The 21,283-nt window shown below is 72.8% G+C and carries 19 protein-coding genes and 4 pseudogenes; 7 read left to right on the plus strand and 16 right to left on the minus strand.

The features are described from left to right. From B1L11_RS16385 to B1L11_RS54880, 7 genes and pseudogenes are all read right to left on the minus strand, one after another. Window positions 1–1,068 (minus strand): annotated as a pseudogene (locus B1L11_RS16385) (hypothetical protein); the annotation flags it as partial. A gap of 4 nt (window positions 1,069–1,072) precedes the next feature. Beyond that, a complete protein-coding gene (locus B1L11_RS16390) occupies window positions 1,073–1,411 on the minus strand; it encodes a P-II family nitrogen regulator (RefSeq protein ID WP_030510869.1) in 339 nt (112 codons plus the stop codon). Then, a complete protein-coding gene (locus tag B1L11_RS16395; RefSeq protein WP_079315282.1) occupies window positions 1,408–2,724 on the minus strand; it encodes an ammonium transporter in 1,317 nt (438 codons plus the stop codon). Before B1L11_RS16395 ends, B1L11_RS16390 begins: the two co-directional genes overlap by 4 nt. Before the next feature lie 335 nt (window positions 2,725–3,059). Beyond that, the gene (locus tag B1L11_RS16400) at window positions 3,060–3,929 is read right to left on the minus strand and encodes an RNA polymerase sigma factor RpoD/SigA (RefSeq protein ID WP_256862606.1); all 870 of its coding nucleotides are present in this window, start codon (window positions 3,927–3,929) and stop codon (window positions 3,060–3,062) included. Window positions 3,930–4,153: 224 nt separating this feature from the next. Then, window positions 4,154–5,302, minus strand: a complete 1,149-nt coding sequence (hutI, locus tag B1L11_RS16405; protein ID WP_079315283.1) for an imidazolonepropionase — start codon at window positions 5,300–5,302, stop codon at window positions 4,154–4,156. 53 nt (window positions 5,303–5,355) lie between these two features. Then, complete coding sequence (locus tag B1L11_RS54875; protein WP_372974682.1) at window positions 5,356–6,069, minus strand: amidohydrolase family protein; 714 nt, start codon at window positions 6,067–6,069, stop codon at window positions 5,356–5,358. A 214-nt stretch (window positions 6,070–6,283) separates the two neighbouring features. Next, window positions 6,284–6,610: pseudogene (locus B1L11_RS54880) on the minus strand (amidohydrolase family protein); the annotation flags it as partial. Here B1L11_RS54880 and B1L11_RS54885 point away from each other — a divergent pair. Next, on the plus strand, window positions 6,527–6,730 hold the full coding sequence (locus B1L11_RS54885) for a hypothetical protein (RefSeq protein WP_372974683.1): 204 nt from the start codon (window positions 6,527–6,529) through the stop codon (window positions 6,728–6,730). The pseudogene B1L11_RS54880 and the gene B1L11_RS54885 overlap by 84 nt on opposite strands. A 120-nt stretch (window positions 6,731–6,850) precedes the next feature. Here the strand turns inward: B1L11_RS54885 and B1L11_RS16415 are convergent. After that, a pseudogene (locus B1L11_RS16415) lies at window positions 6,851–7,459 on the minus strand (SDR family oxidoreductase); the annotation flags it as partial. Window positions 7,460–7,781: 322 nt separating this feature from the next. Between B1L11_RS16415 and B1L11_RS16420 the strand changes: the two are divergent. The 3 genes and pseudogenes from B1L11_RS16420 to B1L11_RS16430 all read left to right on the plus strand — a co-directional run bounded on the left by B1L11_RS16420 (window position 7,782) and on the right by B1L11_RS16430 (window position 9,208). After that, window positions 7,782–8,583, plus strand: a pseudogene (locus B1L11_RS16420) (ABC transporter ATP-binding protein). A gap of 23 nt (window positions 8,584–8,606) precedes the next feature. Beyond that, on the plus strand, window positions 8,607–8,867 hold the full coding sequence (locus tag B1L11_RS16425) for a hypothetical protein (RefSeq protein WP_079315284.1): 261 nt from the start codon (window positions 8,607–8,609) through the stop codon (window positions 8,865–8,867). Continuing rightward, the gene (locus tag B1L11_RS16430) at window positions 8,831–9,208 is read left to right on the plus strand and encodes an ABC transporter permease (RefSeq protein WP_079315285.1); all 378 of its coding nucleotides are present in this window, start codon (window positions 8,831–8,833) and stop codon (window positions 9,206–9,208) included. Before B1L11_RS16425 ends, B1L11_RS16430 begins: the two co-directional genes overlap by 37 nt. Before the next feature lie 251 nt (window positions 9,209–9,459). On the opposite strand, the gene B1L11_RS50995 is transcribed toward B1L11_RS16430, so the two are convergent. From B1L11_RS50995 to B1L11_RS16465, 8 genes are all read right to left on the minus strand, one after another. Beyond that, window positions 9,460–9,639 carry a hypothetical protein gene (locus tag B1L11_RS50995; protein ID WP_256862607.1) on the minus strand — a complete coding sequence of 60 codons (180 nt, stop codon included), beginning with the start codon at window positions 9,637–9,639 and terminating at the stop codon, window positions 9,460–9,462. Further along, window positions 9,612–11,246 carry an ABC transporter ATP-binding protein gene (locus B1L11_RS16435; RefSeq protein ID WP_256862608.1) on the minus strand — a complete coding sequence of 545 codons (1,635 nt, stop codon included), beginning with the start codon at window positions 11,244–11,246 and terminating at the stop codon, window positions 9,612–9,614. The genes B1L11_RS50995 and B1L11_RS16435 overlap by 28 nt, the downstream gene beginning before the upstream one ends. A gap of 91 nt (window positions 11,247–11,337) precedes the next feature. After that, window positions 11,338–12,039: a hypothetical protein gene (locus tag B1L11_RS16440; RefSeq protein ID WP_079315344.1), complete on the minus strand. Its 702-nt coding sequence runs from the start codon at window positions 12,037–12,039 to the stop codon at window positions 11,338–11,340. A 38-nt stretch (window positions 12,040–12,077) separates the two neighbouring features. Continuing rightward, the gene (locus tag B1L11_RS16445) at window positions 12,078–12,272 is read right to left on the minus strand and encodes a hypothetical protein (RefSeq protein WP_079315286.1); all 195 of its coding nucleotides are present in this window, start codon (window positions 12,270–12,272) and stop codon (window positions 12,078–12,080) included. A 79-nt stretch (window positions 12,273–12,351) separates the two neighbouring features. Beyond that, complete coding sequence (locus tag B1L11_RS16450; protein ID WP_079315287.1) at window positions 12,352–13,275, minus strand: WD40 repeat domain-containing protein; 924 nt, start codon at window positions 13,273–13,275, stop codon at window positions 12,352–12,354. Window positions 13,276–13,292: 17 nt separating this feature from the next. Next, entirely contained in the window at window positions 13,293–15,884 is a 2,592-nt protein-coding gene (locus B1L11_RS54030; protein WP_079315288.1) for a WD40 repeat domain-containing serine/threonine protein kinase, read from the minus strand. Between the two features lie 76 nt (window positions 15,885–15,960). Further along, the gene (locus tag B1L11_RS16460) at window positions 15,961–16,821 is read right to left on the minus strand and encodes a hypothetical protein (RefSeq protein ID WP_079315289.1); all 861 of its coding nucleotides are present in this window, start codon (window positions 16,819–16,821) and stop codon (window positions 15,961–15,963) included. A 44-nt stretch (window positions 16,822–16,865) separates the two neighbouring features. Further along, a complete protein-coding gene (locus tag B1L11_RS16465; protein WP_239108237.1) occupies window positions 16,866–17,669 on the minus strand; it encodes a FadR/GntR family transcriptional regulator in 804 nt (267 codons plus the stop codon). Between the two features lie 146 nt (window positions 17,670–17,815). On the opposite strand from B1L11_RS16465, the gene B1L11_RS16470 reads away from it, so the two are divergent. The 3 genes from B1L11_RS16470 to B1L11_RS16480 are packed head-to-tail and all read left to right on the plus strand — an operon-like array spanning window position 17,816 to window position 21,274. Then, window positions 17,816–19,153 carry a glutamine synthetase family protein gene (locus B1L11_RS16470; RefSeq protein ID WP_306291665.1) on the plus strand — a complete coding sequence of 446 codons (1,338 nt, stop codon included), beginning with the start codon at window positions 17,816–17,818 and terminating at the stop codon, window positions 19,151–19,153. Between the two features lie 44 nt (window positions 19,154–19,197). Then, on the plus strand, window positions 19,198–20,505 hold the full coding sequence (locus B1L11_RS16475) for an aldehyde dehydrogenase (protein ID WP_256862618.1): 1,308 nt from the start codon (window positions 19,198–19,200) through the stop codon (window positions 20,503–20,505). Window positions 20,506–20,509: 4 nt separating this feature from the next. Then, a complete protein-coding gene (locus B1L11_RS16480) occupies window positions 20,510–21,274 on the plus strand; it encodes a 3-oxoacyl-ACP reductase (protein ID WP_079315291.1) in 765 nt (254 codons plus the stop codon). The last annotated feature ends 9 nt before the right edge of the window (window positions 21,275–21,283 follow it).

Raw genomic sequence — 21,283 nt, forward strand, 5'->3', positions numbered from 1 at the left:
AGCCCGGCTCGGCGGCGGCCGCGGCCGCGCGCAGCACGAGCGTGGGGCGGTGGCGCGGGTTGGCGCCGCGGGCCAGCACGACCTCGCCGCCGTGCTCCACGACACCGTCGGCGAGCGGCTGCGGCCCCGGGGGGCGGGGCCGGTGAGCAGCCGGTCCACCGTCCGCCAGGTGGCGTCGAAGGCGTGGGAGATGGTCCGGCCCGCCTCGGCCAGGCGGCGCATCAGCGCCTCGGCGTCCAGCAGGCCCAGCGTTCCGGCGACCGCGTCCTGCTCCTGGAGCACCAGGCGGTCGGTGCCGCGCGCCGTGACGAGGTGCAGCCCGTGCCTGATGTCCAGCAGCAGCTCGTACGCCTCGCGCACCCGCGGGCCGGGGGCCGAGGCGACCCAGGCGGCGGCCACGGCCTGCATCGCCTGCACGTCGCGCAGCCCGCCCCTGGCGTCCTTGAGGTCGGGTTCGAGCAGGAAGGCCAGCTCGCCGCCGGACTCGGCGCGCTTGTCCGCCGACGCGCGCAGCTCGGCCAGCCTGCGCCGGGAGTCCGCCCGCCACTCGGCGAGCACGGCCTCCCGCACGGCCCTGGTCAGCTCGGGGTCCCCCACCACGTGCCGCGCCTGGATCAGGCCCAGCACGGCCTTGAGGTCCTCCCTGGCGACCTTCACCGCCTCGTCCACCGTACGAACCGAGTGGTCGAGGCCGATCCCGGAGTCCCAGATGGGGTACCAGATGCGGTCGGCGATCCTCGCCACGTCGTCGCGGCCGTTGTGCAGCAGGACCAGGTCGAGGTCGCTGCCCGGGGCGAGCTCGCTCCGCCCCAGGCTGCCGACCGCGACCAGGGCGACCCCGCTGATCCCGCTGGGGCCGATTCCGCTGTGCCCGATTCCAGTGGGGCCGGTCCCCGGAGAGGCGGCGGGGCCGCTCTCGTCGGGGAAGCCGCCCTTCCCTCCCGATCCCCCCTCCCGCGCGTACGGCCGGGTGGCCGCCGTGCGGAACAGATCGGTGAGCCATCTGTCGATGTCCGCGGCCCGGTCCTTGCGGGCCCCGGCGAACGAGCGCGCTTCCCCTCTCATCATCCGGTTACAGCGCCTCCGGCCCGCGCTCCCCGGTGCGGACCCGGACGACCGTGTCCACGGGGACCGACCAGACCTTGCCGTCGCCGATCTTGCCGGTCTGGGCCGCCTTGACGATGACGTCGATGACGTCCTCGGCGTCGTCCTCCTCAGCGAGGACCTCGACCCGGACCTTGGGCACCAGGTCGACCTGGTACTCGGCGCCGCGGTAGACCTCGGTGTGGCCGCGCTGGCGGCCGTAGCCGCTGGCCTCCGAGACCGTCATGCCCTTGATGCCGAACTGCTCCAGGGCGGCCTTCACGTCGTCCAGCTTGAACGGCTTGATGACTGCGGTGATGAGTTTCATGCGTCGACCTTCTTCGCAGGCGCGGGCACGGGCCCGTTGAGGGAGGCCACTCCCGAGGAGTGGACGGTGCCGAGGTCGTACCCGGTCTCGGCGTGGGTGGTGATGTCGATGCCGGTGACCTCGTTCTCCTGGTCGATCCGGAAGCCCATCGTCTTGTCGATGACCTTCCCGATCACGTACGCCATGATGAAGGAGTAGAGGCCGACCGCGACAGGGCCGAGGGCCTGCACGCCGAGCTGGGAGATCGGGCCGCCGTAGATGAGGCCCTCGTTCTGGCCGTCCGCGAAGGGGTAGCGGGCGATGATGCCGAGCGAGACCGCGCCGATCGCGCCGCCCACCAGGTGCACGCCGACCACGTCGAGCGAGTCGTCGAAGCCGAGGCGGTACTTCAGGCCCACCGCGTACGCGCAGACCGCGCCGGCGATGAGGCCGAGCACGAGCGCCGCCCACGGGTCGACGAAACCACAGGCGGGGGTGATGGCGACGAGGCCGGCGACCGCGCCCGAGGCGACGCCGAGGGTGGTGGAGTGGCCGTCGCGCAGCTTCTCCACGAGAATCCAGGCACCGGCGGCGGCGGCCGTGGCGACCTGGGTGTTCATGAACGCGAGACCGGCCGTGCCGTCGACGGCGAGCTCGGAGCCCGCGTTGAAGCCGAACCAGCCGAACCACAGGAGGCCCACGCCGAGCAGCACCAGGGTCAGGTTGTGCGGCCGCATCGGGTCCTTGCGCCACCCGGTCCGCTTGCCGAGCACCAGCGCGAGCGCGAGACCGGCGGCGCCCGCGTTCACGTGGACGACCGTGCCTCCGGCGAAGTCCTCGATGCCGAGGCCGGCCAGCCAGCCGCCGCCCCAGACCCAGTGGGCCACGGGGAAGTAGACGAGCGTCGCCCAGGCGAGGCCGAAGACGACCCACGCGCCGAACTTCGCCCGGTCGGCGATGGCGCCGCTGATGAGGGCCACGGTGATGATGGCGAAGGTGAGCTGGAAGGCCGAGAACACCAGGCTCGGCATACCGGTGCCGTCGTCCTTGGTGGCCGTGTCGATGAGGCTCTGCAGACCCAGGGCGTCCCCGCCGCCGATGAGCTTGTTGATGAAGTTGTCCCCGTCGCCGAAGGCGTCAAAGGCCAGCGAGTGGCCGTACAGCACCCAGGCGATGGTGACGGTGATGATGCTGACGAACGACATCATCATCATGTTCAGGACGCTCTTCGCCCTGGTCATGCCCCCGTAGAAGAACGCGAGCCCGGGGGTCATCAGCAGCACCAGAGCGGTGGCTGTGATCATCCAGGCGGTGGTGCCGGTATCGATCTTCACCGACGCGGCCCTCCTTACATTTGGCGTGTGGCCGGTTATCACTCCCTCAGTGCTTCGCTCGGGGTCACCATCGGCCGGCTGGCGCACTGACGTTGGCGACAGCGTGTTCTTCCGCCGTTTCAGCCCACGACCATGTGTGTTTCACATGTGTGAAACTCGCCACCACCGTGTTTCGGGCCGGTTTCGGACGTGCTTGGAACGACAAAACGCGCACCCCAAAGGAGTGCGCGTCGTCACGGCCGGGGTCACCGGCCACCGCTGGGAGCGCCGGTTACGCGGCGCTGGCCATCTTGCGCAGCCGCACCAGCGCGTCGCGCTCGATGCGCCGGGCGCGGTCACGGCCGATGCCGTAGCGCTCCCCCCACCTCGGTGAGGGTGTGCTCGCGGCCGTCCACCAGGCCGTACCGCCAGCGCAGCATCTCGCGGATCTGACCCTCAAGGCCGGTCAGCCACTGCTCCAGGCGCTCCTTCTCCAGCGTGGCCATGGCCTGCTGCTCGGGGTCCGCCCAGGTCTCGTCGGCGATCATGTCACCGAGCTCGGTCTCGTCCTCGTCGCCCACGCCGAGCTGGAGGGAGACCGGGTCGGAGGCCCAGCGGCGCAACTCCTGCACCCGCTCGATCGGCAGGTCGAGCACCTCGGCGAGGTCGGCGTCGGTCGGCTCGGCGTCGAACTCCGCCAGCATGTCCCTGCGCACCCGCATGAGCCGCGTCATCTGCTCGCCCGCGTGGGTGGGCAGCCGCACCGGCCGCGCCTGCTCGTGGATCGAGCGGCCCACCGACTGCCGGATCCACCAGGTGGCGTAGGTCGAGAACTTGTACCCCCGGCGGTAGTCGAACTTCTCCACGGCCCGGACCAGCCCGAGGTTGCCCTCCTGCACCAGGTCGATCAGCGGCATCCCCCGTCCGGAGTACTTCCTCGCGACCGCGACCACGAGACGCAGGTTGGCCTGGATGAACTCGTCCTTCGCCCGCCGCCCGGAGATCGCGATGCGCTCCAGCTCCTCGTCGGTCGCGTCCGCGATCTTCGGCTCGGGCCGCCCGCCGTCGAGCAACTGCTCGGCGAACAGCCCCGCCTCGATGCGCTTGGCCAGCTCGACCTCCTGCTCCGCGGTCAGCAACGGGACACGGCCGATCTCGGCCAGATACGTCCCCAGCAGATCCCGGTCAGAGACGTGCTGTTCCTGCGTCCGATTCCCCGTCGCCATCCGATGGCACCTCGTTCCGCCGCCGCGATATAGCAATATGTGAGCCGGTGAGCCGGACGTGTCCGCCCCGTCGGCACGGCCCCCGGCTTCCTGCTCCTGACCCGGTCAACGGCCGGTCCATGGCAAAGATTCCCCAAATGAATACGACCCTGGAATGGTTTCGTTTTCCTCCCCAAGGAGGATGCGAGGCCAGGAAAAAAGCCGATTACCCAGGTTGCGGGGGCCTAAACGAGGCGGCGCCCCCTCCGCCACACCTGCGCCACGAGCGGCACTCCCGGCCGGTACGCGAGGTGGACGTACGACGGCGCCTCCAGGATGACGAGGTCCGCGTGGGAGCCCGCGGACAGCGTGCCCACGTCGGTGCGCCGCAGCGCCCGCGCGCCGCCGCGGGTGGCCGCCCGCACGGCCTCCAGCGGCGTCATGCCCATCTCGCGTACGGCCAGCGCGACGCAGAACGGCATCGAGGTGGTGAACGAGGAGCCCGGGTTGCAGTCGGTCGCCAGGGCCACCGCGACGCCCGCGTCGAGCAGCCGCCGCGCGTCCGGATAGGGCGACCTGGTGGAGAACTCCGCGCCCGGCAGCAGGGTGGCGACGACCCCGCCGGCGGCGAGCGCGTCCACGTCGGCGTCGGTGAGATGCGTGCAGTGGTCGGCCGAGGCCGCCCCCATCTCGCAGGCCAGCCGCACGCCCGGCCCCGGTCCCAGCTGGTTGGCGTGGACCCTGAGCTGCAACCCGGCCTTGCGGCCCGCCGCGAGCACCTCCCTGCTGTGCTCCTCGCCGAACGCGCCGCGCTCGCAGAACACGTCCGCCCACTTGGCGTACGGCGCGCACGCCTCCAGCATGGGGCCGGTCACGAGCCGGACGTAGTCGTCGGCGGTCGTGTCCGGCGGGACGACGTGCGCCCCGAGGAACGTGGTCTCCTCGGTGAACTGGCAGGCGATCTCCAGGCTGCGGCGCTCGTCCTCCACGGTGAGGCCATAGCCGCTCTTGATCTCGAACGTCGTCGTGCCCTGCATGGTCATCTCCGAGACCAGCAGCGCGGTCGTGGTCACCAGCTCGGGGATGGTGGCCCGGCGGGTGGCGGCGACGGTCGAGCGGATGCCGCCCGCGGTGTAGGGCCGTCCGGCCATCCGCGCGGCGAACTCCTCGGTGCGGTCGCCGGCGAACACCAGGTGCGCGTGACTGTCCACGAATCCCGGGATGACGGCGCGCCCCTCCACGTCGACCCGCTCGTCGGCGGGCGGGGCGTCGGCTGAGCGGCCGATCCACCGGACCACGCCGTTCTCCGCGACCAGCGCCGCGTCCTCGATCTCCTCCCGCTCGGGGTCCGCCGTGTAAAGCAGTCCGATCCCCGTGAAAACGACTGATGTCATGCCGCTGGGCCCCACGTCTCCTGATCCTCGCCACCCCGTGAACGGCGCAAACCTCACCGCTGCAGCGGGGCGAGCGCCTCGCGCAGCAACGCGCCGATGTCGCCGAGCACGTGCCGCCCGTCCTCCACGATCCGCCGCCCGCCGGCGACCACCGAGTACACGTCCGCGGCGGTGGCGGCGAACACCACGGACTCCACCGCCGACGCCTTGGTCGCGCCTGCCGTACGGACCGAATCGAGCCGGACGGAGACGAGGTCGGCCCAGGCCCCGGGCACCAGGCACCCCGCGTCGGGGAAGCCAAGCGACGCCTGCCCGGCGGCGGTCGCGGCGTGCAGGAGCTGCGCGGCGGGCCAGTGCCCGCGCTCGCCCGTGACCAGCCGCTCGTCCAGCTCCACCGCCCTGGCCTCCTCGAACAGGTCGATCACGGCCTGGCTGTCGGTGCCGAGCGTGACGGGCGATCCGGCCTCCAGGAGCCTGCGGGCCGGGCCGACGCCGTCGGCGAGGTCGCGTTCGGTGGTGGGACACATGCACACGTGGGTGGTGGAGCCGCCGAGCAGCGCCACGTCCACGTCGGACAGGTGGGTGGCGTGGACCGCGGTCGAGCGCGGCCCCAGCGCGCCGTGGTCGTGCAGCACCTGCACGGGCGTGGCCGAGTAGGCCTCGACGCACGCCTCGTTCTCGGCCCGCTGTTCCGACACGTGAACGTGCAGCGGCCCGGTGTGCCGGTGGGCGAAGTCGACGACGACGTGCATCTGCTCGGGGGGCACCGCGCGCACGGGAGTGGATGGCCGCGCCGATCTCCACGTCCTCCTCGCCCTCGTGCGCCCGGGCGAGGTCGTCGGTCCTGGCCGCCCAGCGCTCGGCGTCTCCGTCGCCGAAGCGCAGTTGGGTGCCGGCGAGGGCGTCGCCGATGCCGCCGGTCAGATAGCAGGTGTCGAGCAGGGTGATGCGCAGCCCGGCCCGCCTGGCCGCCTCGACCAGCACGTGGCCCATCGCGTTCGGGTCCGCGTACGGCCTGCCCCCGGGGCCGTGGTGCAGGTAGTGGAACTCGGCCACGGTGGTGATCCCGGCGAGCGCCATCTCAGCGTAGGTCGCCGTGGCCAGGGCGAGGTAGCGGTCGGGGTCGAGCGCCTGGGCGACCGCGTACATCCGCTCGCGCCAGGTCCAGAAGCTGCCGCGCCCGGTCTGGGTGTGGCCGCGCAGCGCGCGGTGGAAGGCGTGCGAATGGCAGTTGGCCAGGCCGGGCAGGGTGAGCCCGGCCAGCCGTACGGCTCCCGGGGGAGGCGGCGCCTCGGGCCTGATCTCCACGATGCGGCGGCCCTCGACGCCGACGACCACGCTCTCGACGACCTCGCCGGGCGGCAGCCACGCCACCTCGCACCAGTAAGTCACGTGCACCGGTCCTCCAGGTGGGCGGCGTGGCGGTGATGCCACTGTAGTGAACGTCCGTCCCCCGTGCCTCGTCCGGCCGTCAGCGGGTCGGTCCCGCGGCGGCCGTACGGTGATCTCGGTGACGTGGGCGTCGGGCGTGGCCGTCAGCGCGGCCACCACGGCCCGCGCCACCGATTCCGGCTCCAGGTATCTTCCCGGCTCGTACGGCCCTCCCTCCTGGATGCGGATGCCTCTTTGCATGTCGGTGCCCACCCGTCCGGGGAAGATCGCGGTGACCCGGACGCCGTTCGGGTGCTCCTCCTCGCGCAGCGTGTCGCCGAACGCGCGCAGGGCGAACTTGCTGGCGGCGTAGGCGCCCCAATTGGCGTTGGCCCGCTGCCCGGAGCCTGAGTTGATCAGCACGACGTGCCCGCGGGCCGCCCGCAGCGCGGGCAGCAGCAGCCGGGTCAGCTCGGCGACCGCGATGACGTTGACCTCCATCAGCCGCCGCCACTCGCCGGCGGGGGTGTCGGCGAGTGGCCCGACACTGGCGACGCCCGCGCTGTGGACCAGCAGGTCGAGCCGGTCGATCCCCTCCACGTCGGCGGGGGTGAGCTCGGTGAGCTCCACCGCCCAGGGGCGGGCCGCCGGCAGCTCGGCGCACAACGCGTCGAGCGCGGTGCCGTCCCGGCCGCCCAGGAAGAGTTCGTAGGTGGGAGCGAGGGCACGGGCGATCGCCGCCCCCACGCCCCGCGAGGCGCCGGTGATCAGAGCCGTGGGTCGCATGGACCTCACGATAGGCCGTCCGGTGGATCTTGCGCGCACCTCACCGCCGCGGGCGCGGTGTCTCGTGATCGTCGTTCACGGTTGACCACTGGGCCAACACGCCTTCGGCTCGATCTACCACGCGCTGGGGAAGATGGCCCAGGAAGGCCTGCTGGAGGTGGTCGGCGACAGCGGATCCCCCGGTGGCGGCGCGCGCGGGCGCACGGTCTACGCCATCACGCCCGAGGGACGGGCCGAGTTCGACCGGCGGCTGCGCGAGCACTGGTCGGAGATCATGCCGATCGTCGACCCGTTCCAGGTCGCGCTGCGAGGAGCCGAAATGATCATTGAAGCGCGAGGATTACGCAAGACCTACCGCCCGCGTGGCAGGCGGGCGGCCGAGCCGGTGGAGGCCGTGCGGGGGATCGACCTCAACGTCGCCGAGGGCGAGATCTTCGGCGTGCTCGGCCCCAACGGCGCCGGGAAGACCACGACGATCCGCATGCTTGCGACGCTGGTCGCGCCCACGGGCGGCACCGCGACGGTGGCCGGGCACGACCTGCCGGCCTCCCCCGAGCAGGTGCGCGCCGCATCGGGTACGTCGGCCAGGCCGGTGGCGTGGACGAGAACAACACGGCCAGGGCCGGCCTCCTGCTCGCCGCGCGGGTCAACGGCCTGACGGCGGCCGCGGCCGCCGCCCGCGCCGGCGAGGTGCTCGCGCGTTCGACCTGGCGGGCCTGGCCGACCGCCCGGCCCGCACGTTGTCGGGCGGCCAGAAGCGGCGTGTCGCGATCGCGCTCGGCCTGGTCCACCGGCCGCCGCTGCTGTTCCTCGACGAGCCGACGACCGGCCTCGACCCGCAGAACCGGGCCAACCTGTGGGACCAGATCAGGGCGCTGCGCGACGGCGGGACGAGCGTCCTGCTCAGCACCCACTACCTGGACGGCCTGCCGTACGCGCGGGAGGTCAGGGCCGACGGCGACCTGCTGCGCGTCTACCTGGACGACGGCGAGCGGGCGCTGCCGCACCTGCTGTCCACGCTCACCGAGCACGGCCTGGCCCTGGAGTCGGTCGCGCTCGACCGGGCCACGCTCGACGACGTCTTCCTGCGCAAGACCGGCCGCTCACTCCGCGACGCCGCCTGAGCCCTCCTCAGAAAGGCGGAACCATGCTGAAACACACCGGCCTGTTCCTGGCCTACGAGTTGCGCAACACCGCACGCAACCCGGTCTGGCCGCTGTTCGGCCTTCTCCAGCCCGTCCTCTACCTGCTGCTGTTCGCCCCGCTGCTGGCCAACACCATGCCCGGCGTGCCGGACGAGCGGACGCTCGCCATGTTCACCCCCGGCGTGATGGTGATGATCGCGCTGTTCGGCTCGCTGTGGCGCTGCTCATGGGCATGCGGCCCAGCCTGCCGGGTGTCGCCCTGATGCTCCTGCTCATGGCCCTGACCGGCCTGTTCGCCTCCGGCCTTTCGTACGGCCTGGCCCTGGCCGTACGGGACGAGAACGGCATGTCGCAGATCCTGCAGTTCTTCGCACTGCCGCTGATCCTGTTCACCGGCATCCTGCTGCCGATGTCACTCGCCCCGCAGTGGATGCGGACCGTGGCCCAGGTCAACCCGCTCTACCACGCGGTCGAGGCCGGGCGGGCGCTGTTCGCCGGCCACCTCGCAGGTGGCCACGTGGCGCTCGCCTTCGTCCTGGTGGCGGTGCTGGCGGTGCCCGCTCTGGCCTGGTCGGTCCGCTCCATGCGCCACCTCGCCGACTGACTGCCATCAGCAAGATCGATTACATGAGAGGTAAGCGGCGGGGCGCCCGGCCTGACCGGCCGGGCGCCCCGCCTCCGGCCCGGGTCACCGGACGCGCCCGCACGCGCGTTGGCTCCGGCAACCGGGCGGTGGTGAAGGAGAGGTTACGCACCAGCGACGTTCCCGGTTCCCGGTCGAAAGAAGCTGTGGCCCGGTGTAAGGGCTGCTCACGGCTTCGCCATCGGCGTCTGCGGAGATCGCGGGCCCGCCGGTCAGGACGAGACGAGGAACTGCGTGGCGGCGAGCTCGCGGTAGAGCTCGTCGGCCGCGACCAGCTCGTCGTGGGTGCCCCAGGCCCGCACACGGCCGGCCTCCATCACCACGATCCGGTCGGCCCCGGTCACGGTGGACAGGCGGTGGGCGATCACCAGGACCGTCGTCTCGCGCGCCACCTCCGCCACCACCTCCCGCAGCCGCATCTCGTTGACCGCGTCGAGCTGGGAGGTCGCCTCGTCGAGCAGCAGCAGCCTGGGCCTGCGCAGCACGCCCTGGCGATGGCCACCCGCTGCCGCTCGCCGCCCGACAGCAGGATGCCGCGATGGCCCACGGGCGTCTCCAGTCCCTCCGGCAGCCGCTCGACCAGGTCGTCGAGCCGCGTACGGGCGAGGGCCCGGGTGATCTCCTCGTCGGTCGTCCCGGGCGCGCCGAAGACGAGGTTCTCCCGCAACGTGCCCGCGAGTACGGGCGCGTCCTGCTCGACGTACCCGAGCATGGCCCGCAGCTCGCCGAGCGGCCAGTCGCGGATGTCCCGCCCGCCGACCGTGATCGTCCCCTCCTGCGGCTCGTAGAACCGCTCGATGAGGCCGAACACCGTCGACTTGCCCGCCCCCGAGGGGCCGACCAGCGCGGTCATGCCGCCGGCCGGCACCTCGAACGTCACGTCGTGGTGGACCACCGGCCGGTCGTCGCCGTAGCGGAAGACGACCCCGGAGAAGGTCACCCCGACGGGCTCGCCGCCCGCCCGTACGACGGGTTCGGCGGCGGGCTCATTGCGCAGCGTGGTGATCTCCTGGATCCGGGTCACCGCGGCCAGGCCGTTCTGGATCTGGGTGAGGCTCTGGATGATCTGGCCGATCGGGGAGACCAGATAGAACAGGTACAGCAGGAAGGCGATCAGGGCGGAGATCTCCATCTCCCCCGACGCGACCCGCGCGCCGCCCACCCCCAGCACCGCGAGGAACGCGAGCTGGACCGACATCCAGGCGCCGATCCCGGCCAGCGAGGTCCACGCGGCGGCGGCCACGCCACGGTCGCGCGCCTCGACGGCCGCCGCGCCCACCACCGCGGTCTCCCGCGCCTCCGCACCGCTGGCCTTGACCGTACGGAACGCCTGGAGGGCGCGGTCGAGCACCGAGCTCATCTCGCCGAGCGCCACCTGCGCCTGGAGCGAGGCCCGCCGGATGCGCGGCGCGATGGCCACGCCCATGAGGGCGACCAGGCCCACGACGGCGAGCGTCACCCCGAGCAGCAGGCCGTCCATGATCGCCATCATCACCGCGGCGCCGAGGAACATGAAGACCGCCCCGACCAGGGACGCGAGCGCGTCCGTGCACACGGCCCGCAGCAGGGTGGTGTCGGAGCTGACCCGCGACAGCAGGTCGCCGGGCTTGAGCCGGTCCACGTCGGAGACCGTGAGCCGCAGGATGCGATCCACCAGGCCACGGCGCGAGTCGAGCACGATCGTCTCGCCCATCCGCTCCAGCAGGAACCGCCCGGCCGCCGAGATCAGCGCACCGGCCAGGACCGCGGCCGACAGCCCGATGACCGGGCCCGCCAGCGCGCCGCCCGCGCCGAACGCGTCGATCACCCGCTTGGCCATGACCGGCATGGCGAGCCCGGCGAGGCTGCCGACGAGGCTGAGCAGGCCGCCCGCCAGGAGCACCCGCCGGTGGGGGCGCACCTGGTCGAGCAGCAGCCGCCAGGAGGCGCGCTCCCCCAGGGACGCCTTCGGCCGCGGCGCGGGCCGCCCTCCGTCAGGGCCGTCGCCGTCCGTCCCCATGGAGCCCCCTTCACGCGCACCCGGCGTGCGATCTTCCGGAGACCCTAAATCACCGGAAACGCCGGTGCGCGCGGGGAATCCGCGTCCTGGATCAGTCCACGTCGGGGACGTCGAGGTCGAACTCGGCGTCGCCGTCGTCGACGCGGCGCAGCTTGATGTCCTCCGCCCAGGCGTACGCGAAGCGGCGCACCGCGGCGACGCCCTCCTCGTCCAGGCCGCCGAACGCCTCGTCGGCCAGCAGGTCGACGGTCTCCAGCCGCTCGACCAGGTCCTCCACCCGCCACTCGTCGTCGTAGCGCGCGCCGAGCTGTTCGAGCAGGCGGAAGGAGTACAGACCGGACACCGAGGCCACGTCGGCGAAGTCGCGCGGCAGGCCCCGGTCCTGCAGGGCGCGGACCTTGAGGCCCACGGCGTCGTCCAGGCCGAGCACCCGGCAGGGGCCGATGTCGGCGGGGTGGTCGCGCAGCGGCTCGCGGAGCAGGGCGACCTCGCACGACTGGCCGGTGATCTCGTCGCCGACGACGACGCGGCCGATGCGGGGCCCGGCCTCGCACACCTCGGCCGACAGGCCGGTGCTCCCGAACGCCTCCACCAGCGCCGCGCCGATCTCCGCCAGCGGGGCCTCGCCGCCGGTGGCGAAGGTGAGGTCGTCGACGGGACGCGAGGTACAGCCGTGCGCCAGCAGCGCGTAGCCGCCGGCGAGCAGCAGGCCGTACTGGTCGAGGACGGGCCGCGCGTCCTCGATGAGGCGCAGGTGGAACGGCGGCGCCGGGAAGGCGGAAGACGCGGTCACCACCTCAGTATCGCCCGCGCACCCACCGTGATGATCCCTCATCCCGGCACTCCGTAGAGCAGGCGGATCTCGCGGGTGGTGTCCATGATCGCGTACCAGGTGAGGCACAGGTCGGCCTCGGCCTCCTCACCGCGTGCCTCCGCCGCCATCAGCCGATCCCCTGTCAGCAGCGCCGCCTCCCGTTTGAGTTGTGCCGCCATCCGCTGGAACACGAACCGCTCGCGAGACTCCATTGCCGCCCCTCCCGCCCCCCCAACAGCTCTTACATAGCCTGAAATACCCACAGAACCGGCCGAAATGCTCACCGGGCGATCAGCACACGTCCCGGTAGAGCGTCCCGGGCAGATAGCGGGCCCATTCCTGCCTGGTCAGGGTCCGTCCGGCCCGCGCGCACACCTGCCGCGCCACGAGCTCCCCGTCCACGGGCAGCTCGAACAGCTCCCCGCTCTGGTCGGCGACGTACAGGCGGGTGCCGTCGGCACTGAACGCCAAGCTCAGGCCGAGGTCGGCGAGCAGCGGGACGGCCCCGCCCAGCCGCCGCCCGGCGCGCACGTCCCACAACTGCACGGTCCCGCCCTCGCTCACCGTGGCGAGGACGTCTCCCCGGGGGGAGAAGGCCAGCGCGTCGATCTGCTCCATCGTCCCGTGCAGCGCCGGCGGCACCGGGGACGGGCCCTTGGCGTCCCAGAGAAAGATCCGGCCCGTCATGCCGCCGACGGCGATCCTGTCGCCGTCGGGGCTGACCGCGAAGGACTGCGAGGGCATGAACGCGCCTCCCCGCTGCCGCCCGGTGACCGCGTCCAGGATCCGCCCGTCGCCGCAGACGATCGTCCGGCCGCCGGCCCCGAAGGCGATGCTGCCGGTCTGCCGGTCGAGCGGGACGTCCCTGACCAGGCGGCCGCTGCGCGCGTCCCACTCGAGCAGGCGGTCTCCCCGCGTCCTGGAGCCGTTGCCCGCCCGCGTGAGCGTGGCCGCGAAGAGCGCGCCGTCCGGGCTGAAGGCGTGGCCGTCCACCATCAGGCCGCGCGGCACCCGGTAGTCCCACAGCGGTCTGCGCCCGGCGACGTCCCAGGCGCGCAGCCGGTCGAGGGTGACGTCGCTGATCACCATGGTCCGGCTCGTACGGTCGAAGACCGGGTCGCCCCAGTCGGCCGTTCCCGGCAGCGACCCGGCCGGTCTCCGGCGGGACACGTCCCACAGCCGCAGGGGGCCGGACTCCTCCGGTTCCGTCGCCATCCAGCGGCCGTCGGGGCTCAGCCACGAGCGGAAGAACCGGCCCGGCAGACGGGCGACCCGGCCCGCGGCCGGATGTCCACGCTGACCACGGCCTCCTCCAGGAGGTAGCGCAGGGTGTGCCCGTCGGGGTCGAGGCGGACGTCCACCACGTCGTCCTCGGCCCGGTAGCCGAACACCTGCCGGTGGTCGCGCACCCGCCAGACCCTGATGGACCGGTCGGCGAACCCCGCAAGGTAGCGCCCGTCCGCGCTGAACCTCAGGCCGGCGTCGATGGCGTTGGCGGGCTCGTTGGCCCCGCTCTCGGCCCAGGGCCAGTCGTCCCCCGCCTCGGTGACCCGCCGCCCCGTCGTGGCCGAGACGAGGGTGATCTGCCGGCCCCCGCAGGCCATCAGCGCGCCGTCCCGGCTGAAGGCGACGGCCCCCAGCTTCCCGGGGCAGACTCCCCGGAATCTCGGGTCGCGCTCCTGCCCGGGCATCCGCCGCACGTCCAGCGTGCCGGTCAGCGGGTCCAGCAGCGCGGCGAACCGTCCCGAGCGCGGCACTGCCGGCAGGTCGCCGGGCCAGCCGCTCCCCTCCTCCCGGCCCTGCGTCCGGCCGTACGTCCGGCCGTTCGCGAGGTCCCAGACGAAGCCGTTCAGGTCCTCCAGCACGACGACCTTCGACTCGTCGTCCGCGAACTCGATCTCCCCGTCGGACCTCGCGCCGGGCACGGCGAGTTGAGCGCGAATCCTGCCGGTTCCCAGATCCCACACCATCGCCCTGGCCGTGGTGATCACCGCGACGGACCGGCCGCTCGGGCTGAGCGCCACGCCGAGCAGAGGCTCCGAGCGCGGGCCGGGCAGCGGGATCCGCCGCACCAGACGCCGGTTCCGCACGTCGTACAGGCGGATCTCGTCGTCCGAGACCGTGACGACTGTACGCCCGTCCCGGCTCAGCGCCCGCAGCCCGCCGCCCGGTGGGCGGAAGGCGGCGACCTCCGGCTGCTCGTACGCGGCCATCAGGCTGGAGCGGGCCTCGGAGCCGCCGTCGAGGCGCCAGGCGGCGACGCTCAGCAGCATGGCGGCGGTGGGGTCGGTGGTCCGCAGGGTCCCGGCGCGCAGCGCCGCCTCCCGGCCGTTGGCCCGGTCGCGCTGGGCGGAGATCTGGTCGCGCTGCTCGGCGATCCGGCTGCCCTGGTAGGCCGCGAGACCGCCGCCCGCCAGGGAGAGCGCGAGCAGTACGGCCAGGGCCGCGGTGAGCAGGCGGCGGCGGTGGGCCCGCCGGCGGGTCAGCGCGGCGGACGCGTCGAGGAACTCGCGTTCCAGCGCGTTGAGGGCGAGACGCCGGCGGCCGGTGGCCGCCCAGCCCACGGCCGCGTCCAGGCGGCCGCCCTGCAGCAGGTCGGCCTGGCGGCGGCCGCCCGCCGCCCACTGCCGCGCCCGCAGGCGGATCTCCGCATGGACGGGCAGGCCGTCCCACTCGTCGCTCAGCCAGGCCCGCAGCCTCGGCCAGGCACGCAGCAGCGCCGGGCGGGCCAGGCCCACCTCACCGTCGGTGCGCGACAGCACATAGGCGAACATCCGCAGCACCTCACCCGACCCGGGCGGCAACTCGTCCTCACCGGCCCTGCGGGTGGTCAGCTCGCCCTCCGGGCCCACCGCGACCAGCCGCAGGAACACCTGCGGCACCAGGTCCCGCCCGGCCGGGCCGAGCGCGTCGTAGGCGTCCTCGGCGAGCACCCCCAGCGCGGGATCGGGCTCGCCCTCCGCATGCACCGCCCGCGCCGCCCGGCTGCCCTCCGCCAGCAGCCGCCCCGTGTCCACCGGGGAACCTCCGCTGATCAGCGCCATCAGCAGGTCCCGGGCGGACGGCCGGGCCGCCGGGTCCTTCACCAGGGCCGCCCCGACCAGCGGCCGCAGCGACGCCGGCAGCACCGACAGGTCCGGGTCGGCCGACAGCACGCGATGCATCACCCCGCCCAGGCTCTCCGCCCGGAACGGATCCTCCCCCGTCGCGGCGAACAGCACGATCCCGCCCCAGGCGAACACATCCGCCGCAGGGCCCGCCCGCTGCCCGGTGAACACCTCCGGCGCCATGTACGTCGGCGTTCCGGCCACCAGGCCGGTGCTGGTCAGCGACATCTCCAGGGTCCTGGCCACACCGAAATCGATCACACGGGGACCGTCCGGGCCGAGCAGCACGTTGTCGGGCTTGAGGTCGCGGTGAACGACGCCCGCGTCGTGGATGGCGGTCAGCGCCGTGGCGATCGCGGTCGCCAGCCGGTGCAAGCCGTCCCCGGCGAAGACCTGACCCTCCTGCACGGCCCGGCGCAGGCTCCGCCCCTCGACGTACTCGCTGACGATGTACGGCCTGGGCCCGTCCAGCTCGGCGGCGATGACCGGCGCCGTGCAGAACGACGCCACCCGCCGCGCGGCGGCGGCCTCCCGGCCGAACCGCTCCCGCAGCTCGGGATCCGCCGCGGCGTCGCCGTGCAGCACCTTGACCGCCACCCGGCGGCCCCGGCCGTCGTACGCCTCGTACACCACACCCTGACCGCCGGAGCCGAGCCGCCCCGACAGCCAGTAGTCCCCCAGCCGCTCCGGATCCTCGGGCAGCAGCGTCCCCGCCATCGATCACCCCTCCGCCGGGATTGGACGCGGGCGGGGACGATCAGGTTCAGGGTGGGTTCTCGGCGGGCTTTGGTTCTCAGCGAGCACGGGGCCGGCCCGACCGCCAGCGGCGTCCGGTGTGGTCCGCCCCCGGCCGGGGACGGGGGGACACGACCCGCCGCCGGTGGTGCCGGGCGGGCAGCGCGGGCGCGGGCAGGTCGTGGCGGCCGGAGACGAACTCCTGCACCGCGATCTTCGCCCGGATGACCGGGCGGCGCCAGCGCTCCTCCCGGTGGATCGCCTTGGCCATCAGGCGCGGCCGGGGCCGCCTCGCCCGCTCCGAGTAGCACCAGCGGGCCCAGGGCGAGCCGGGACGGGCCACCCGCACCGCCCCCACGTACAGCAGCGGCGGAACGAACAGCCCCAGCAGACCGCTCCAGATCTTCCCCTTGAGCAGGGTGATCATGGCGAAGACGAGGTTGACGAAGAGGAACGCGGGAGCCGTCCAGTGGCCTCCGCCGTCCGCGCCGTTCCAGGTGAGCGGGCGCAGCCCGAGCAGCAGCAGGCCGGTGGCCGCGATCGCCACGAAGACCGCGTCCACGGAGGTGCGGCCCTCCTCCTGCCAGTAGACGTCGCGCAGGTGCAGGATCAGCGCGAACTCGTCGAGCACGAGGGCGGCGCCCACGCCGAACACGGCGGAGGAGAAGGAATACCACCCCGCGGACACGTCCGACAGGACCAGCCCGGCGACCCCGCCGAGCAGCGTGAGCACCACGCCGAACACCACGTGATGGATGTGCATCTCGCCCATGCTCACGTTGCCGAGCCACCGCACCCGCGCCCTGATCAGCCGTACGTTCATCCGCGTGAAGACGAACGCCGTGATCAGCGCGACGAAGAAGCAGAACAGCGGCAGACGGTGCGCCTCGATGATGCGTTCGTGAAACCAGTCGGTCATCAAGCGATCCCCCGGCCTCCGATGCTACGGCGCGGCGGGAGTGGTCAGGCGAGAAAGCCGCGCAGCAGGGCCGCCGTGCCCTCCAGGTGCTCGGCCACCGCCCGTTCGGCCGCCTCGGGGTCGCCGTCCAGGATCGCGGCGGCGATGGCGGCGTGCTGGACGGCCGCGTGCTCGATGTTGGGCCGCAGCACGGGGATCGCGTTGAGCAGGTCGGTGACCCGCAGCCGGGCGTCGGCGCAGGCGGCGGCCAGCAGCGGCGAGCCGCTCAGCTCCGCGATCGCGAGGTGGAACGCGATGTCCATCCGGCGGTAGTCGGCCGGCGCCGCGTCGTTCACCCCGGCCAGCCGGGCGGCCAGCGTCTCCCGCTGCCGCGGGGTCAGCTCGGTGGTCGCGAGCACCCGGGCCGCCCCGCACTCGACGGCCATCCGGAACGTCAGCGCGTCCTCGAGATCGTCTTCGCCCATGCGGGTGACGGCCCTGCGCAGGTCGCCCTTGCGCGGGCTCGGCGGACGGTAGACGACGAAGGCGCCGCCGTACCGGCCGCGCCGTACGTCGAGGTAGCCGGCCTCCTGCAGGGCGCGGATCGCCTCGCGCAGCGTGACCCTGCTGATCCCGAGCCGGGTGGCCAGCTCGCGCTCCGGCGGCAGCTTCTCGCCGTGCGGGACGACGCCGAGCTTGATGGCCTGGAGCAGGCGCTCGACGGTCTCCTCGAACGCGTTGCCCGCCCGCACCGGCCGCAGCAGCGACACCGCGCCGGTGATCCCCACGGCCGCGTCCCGCGACGCGGGCGCGGCCGGAGTCCGGGGGCCGGAGACGGACGCCTCCGCCGGCGTGATCTCCATGCGCATCGTCCCTCCACCCGTCACCGCGGGCCCCCCGTCCCTGTGATCGAGGTTAAACCCCCCGGACATTGTTGACGACGAGGGGAACATGGTGCTTGCATGCCCTCAATGGTCTGATTCCAGACTTTTGGACGGGAGGCACCGTGCTCAGCGTGGAGCGACTCCGCGATGACGTCGAAGCGGGCCGCGTGGACACGGTCCTGCTCGCGGTCACCGACATGCAGGGACGGTTGCAGGGCAAGCGGCTGTCGGCGCGGTACTTCCTCGAGGAGGTGCTGGACCACGCCGCCGAGGGCTGCAACTACCTGCTCGCGGTGGACGTCGACATGAACACCGTGGGCGGCTACGCCATGTCGTCCTGGGAGCGCGGCTACGGCGACTTCGTCATGCGGCCCGACCTGTCGACGCTGCGCCGGGTGCCCTGGCACGAGGGCACCGTGCTGCTGCTGGCCGACCTGGTGTGGGAGGACGGCGCGGACGTCGTGGCCTCCCCCCGGCAGATCCTGCGCCGCCAGCTCGCCCGGCTCGCCGACCGCGGCTGGACCGCGTACGTCGGCACCGAGCTGGAGTTCGTCGTCTACGACGACAGCTACGAGCAGGCCTGGCAGCGGGGCTACCGCGACATGACCCCGGTCAACCTCTACAACGTCGACTACTCGCTGCTCGGCACCTCCCGCATCGAGCCGCTGCTGCGAAAGATCAGGCTCGGCATGGAGGGCGCCGGGTTGTACGTCGAGTCCGCCAAGGGCGAGTGCAACCTCGGCCAGCACGAGATCGCCTTCCGGTACGCCGACGCGCTGACCACCTGCGACAACCACGTGTTCTACAAGAACGGCGCCAAGGAGATCGCCGCCCAGGAGGGCAAGTCGATCACGTTCATGGCCAAGCCGAACCAGCGCGAGGGCAACTCCTGCCACATCCACATCTCGCTGCGCGACGCCGACGGCACCCCCGTGATGGCGGGCGGCGAGCCGTACGGGCTGTCGGAGACCGGGCGCCGTTTCGTCGCCGGGCAGCTCGCGGCGATGCGGGAGCTGACCCTGCTCTACGCGCCCAACGTCAACTCCTACAAGCGGTACGTGCCCGGCAGCTTCGCCCCCACCGCTGTGAAGTGGGGTGTGGACAACCGCACCTGCTCGCTGCGGCTGGTGGGCCACGGCCCGTCCCTGCGGATCGAGAACCGGGTGCCGGGCGGCGACGTCAATCCGTACCTCGCGGTCGCGGCCATGATCGCGGCGGGGTTGCGCGGCATCGACGCCGGGCTGGAGCTGGAGGAGCCGTTCGGCGGCAACGCGTACGACTCCGGGGCCGAGCGGGTGCCCGCCACGCTCCGCGACGCCCTGGCGCTGTGGGAAGGCTCGCCGATCGCCGAGGAGGCGTTCGGCAAGGACGTGGTCGAGCACTACGCCAACAACGCGAGGGTCGAGCTGGCCGCCTTCGACGCGGCGGTCACCGACTGGGAGCTCTATCGGGGGTTCGAACGGCTGTGAAGATAGTCAATCCGGCGACCGAGGAAGTGATCGCCGAGGTCGAGATGGCGGACGCCGCCGAGGTGGACCGCGCGGTCGAGCGGGCCGCCCGGGCCTTCCCCGCCTGGCGGGCGGTCGCCCCGGGCGAGCGGGCCCGGCTGCTGCGCCGCTTCGCGCAGGTCGTGGAGGACCACGCGGAGGAGCTGGCGCGGCTGGAGATCGCCAACGCCGGGCACACCGTCGGCAACGCCCGCTGGGAGGCGGGCAACGTCCGCGACGTGCTGAACTTCTACGCGGGCGCGCCCGAGCGCAACCACGGCAAGCAGATCCCGGTGCCGGGCGGGGTGGACGTCACGTTCGCCGAGCCGCTGGGCGTGGTCGGGATCATCGTGCCGTGGAACTTCCCGATGGTCATCATGACCTGGGGAGTCGCCCCGGCCCTCGCCGCCGGCAACACGGTGATCGTGAAGCCCGCCGAGTGGACCCCGCTGACCGCGCTGCGGCTGGCCGAGCTCGCCCTGGAGGCCGGGCTGCCCGAGGGCGTGCTCCAGGTCGTCCCCGGCGAGGGTGAGGTCGCCGGCGCCCGGCTCGTCGAGCACCCGGACGTACGGAAGATCGTGTTCACCGGCTCGACCGAGGTCGGGAAGCTGATCGGCGCCAAGGCGGCCGAGCAGGTCAAGCGGGTGACGCTGGAGCTGGGCGGCAAGAGCGCCAACATCGTCTTCGCCGACTCCGACCTCGACAAGGCCGCGGCCTCGGCGCCCATGGCGGTCTTCGACAACTCCGGCCAGGACTGCTGCGCCCGCTCGCGCATCCTGGTGGAGCGTTCCGTCTACGACGACTTCCTCGCGCGCCTGTCGCAGGCCGTCCGCGAGGTCAAGGTCGGCGACCCGAACGACCCGGCGAGCCAGATGGGCCCGCTGGTCAGCGCCGAGCACCGGGAGCGCGTCGCGTCGTTCGTCACGCAGGCCGACGTGTACGCCGCCGGGTCGTGCCCGACCGGCCCCGGCTACTGGTTCCCGCCCACGGTGCTGGCCGGGTCGTCCTCGGAGTCCTTCCGCAGGGCGTTCACCGAGGAGATCTTCGGGCCCGTGGTGTCCGTCGTGCCGTTCGAGGACGAGGCCGACGCCGTGCGGATCGCCAACGACACGGCGTACGGCCTGTCGGGGTCGATCTGGACCCGCGACGTGGGCCGGGCGCTGCGCGTGGCGCGGGCCGTCGAGGCGGGCAACCTGTCGGTCAACTCGCACTCCAGCGTCCGCTACTGGACCCCGCTCGGCGGCTTCAAGCAGTCGGGCCTCGGCCGGGAGCTCGGCCCGGACGCCCTGTCGGCCTTCACCGAGACCAAGAACGTCTTCATCTCCACGGAGTAGATCAATGCAGCGTTTGCAGGACCGCGTCGCCGTCATCACCGGGGCGGGCAGCGGCATCGGACTGGCCACGGCCCACCGGTTCGCCCAGGAGGGCGCCAAGGTCGTGGTGGCCGACCTCGACGAGGAGGCCGGCGCGAAGGCGGCCGGGGAGGTCGGCGGCCTGTTCGTCAAGGTGGACGTGGCGAACGACGACGACGTGGCCCGGATGTACCGGACCGCGTTCGAGGAGTTCGGCAGCGTCGACATCGCCTTCAACAACGCGGGCATCTCGCCGCCGGACGACGACTCCATCCTGGAGACCGGCATCGACGCCTGGCGCCGGGTGCAGGAGGTCAACCTCACCAGCGTCTACCTGTGCTGCAAGCACGTGATCCCGTACATGCAGCGGCAGGGCAAGGGCTCGATCATCAACACCGCGTCGTTCGTCGCGGTCATGGGCTCGGCCACCTCGCAGATCTCCTACACCGCCTCGAAGGGCGGCGTGCTCGCGATGAGCCGCGAGCTGGGCGTCCAGTTCGCCCGCGAGGGCATCCGGGTCAACGCGCTGTGCCCCGGACCGGTGGACACCCCGCTGCTGCGTGAGCTGTTCGCCAAGGACCCCGAGCGCGCCCAGCGCCGTCTCGTCCACGTACCGATCGGCCGTTTCGCCCGGGCCGAGGAGATCGCCGCGGCGGTCGCGTTCCTCGCCTCCGACGACGCGTCGTTCATCACCGCCTCGGAGTTCCTGGTCGACGGCGGCATCTCCGGCGCGTACGTCACTCCGCTGTAAAGGGGCATG

The sequence above is a fragment of the Microbispora sp. GKU 823 genome, assembly GCF_002027145.1.
Lineage (GTDB): Bacteria > Actinomycetota > Actinomycetes > Streptosporangiales > Streptosporangiaceae > Microbispora > Microbispora siamensis.

Excerpts from the sequence above, each read along its gene's own strand:
- B1L11_RS16460 (WP_079315289.1), bottom strand. The coding sequence starts at position 16,821 with ATGACCGACTGGTTTCACGAACGCATCATCGAGGCGCACCGTCTGCCG.
- B1L11_RS16430 (WP_079315285.1), top strand. The coding sequence starts at position 8,831 with ATGGGCATGCGGCCCAGCCTGCCGGGTGTCGCCCTGATGCTCCTGCTC.
- B1L11_RS54885 (WP_372974683.1), top strand. The coding sequence starts at position 6,527 with ATGGCAGTTGGCCAGGCCGGGCAGGGTGAGCCCGGCCAGCCGTACGGC.
- B1L11_RS16475 (WP_256862618.1), top strand. The coding sequence starts at position 19,198 with ATGGCGGACGCCGCCGAGGTGGACCGCGCGGTCGAGCGGGCCGCCCGG.
- B1L11_RS16400 (WP_256862606.1), bottom strand. The coding sequence starts at position 3,929 with ATGGCGACGGGGAATCGGACGCAGGAACAGCACGTCTCTGACCGGGAT.
- hutI (WP_079315283.1), bottom strand. The coding sequence starts at position 5,302 with ATGACATCAGTCGTTTTCACGGGGATCGGACTGCTTTACACGGCGGAC.
- B1L11_RS16445 (WP_079315286.1), bottom strand. The coding sequence starts at position 12,272 with ATGGAGTCTCGCGAGCGGTTCGTGTTCCAGCGGATGGCGGCACAACTC.
- B1L11_RS16390 (WP_030510869.1), bottom strand. The coding sequence starts at position 1,411 with ATGAAACTCATCACCGCAGTCATCAAGCCGTTCAAGCTGGACGACGTG.
- B1L11_RS16435 (WP_256862608.1), bottom strand. The coding sequence starts at position 11,246 with ATGGGGACGGACGGCGACGGCCCTGACGGAGGGCGGCCCGCGCCGCGG.
- B1L11_RS16465 (WP_239108237.1), bottom strand. The coding sequence starts at position 17,669 with ATGCGCATGGAGATCACGCCGGCGGAGGCGTCCGTCTCCGGCCCCCGG.
- B1L11_RS16480 (WP_079315291.1), top strand. The coding sequence starts at position 20,510 with ATGCAGCGTTTGCAGGACCGCGTCGCCGTCATCACCGGGGCGGGCAGC.
- B1L11_RS16450 (WP_079315287.1), bottom strand. The coding sequence starts at position 13,275 with ATGGCGACGGAACCGGAGGAGTCCGGCCCCCTGCGGCTGTGGGACGTG.
- B1L11_RS16425 (WP_079315284.1), top strand. The coding sequence starts at position 8,607 with ATGCTGAAACACACCGGCCTGTTCCTGGCCTACGAGTTGCGCAACACC.
- B1L11_RS54030 (WP_079315288.1), bottom strand. The coding sequence starts at position 15,884 with ATGGCGGGGACGCTGCTGCCCGAGGATCCGGAGCGGCTGGGGGACTAC.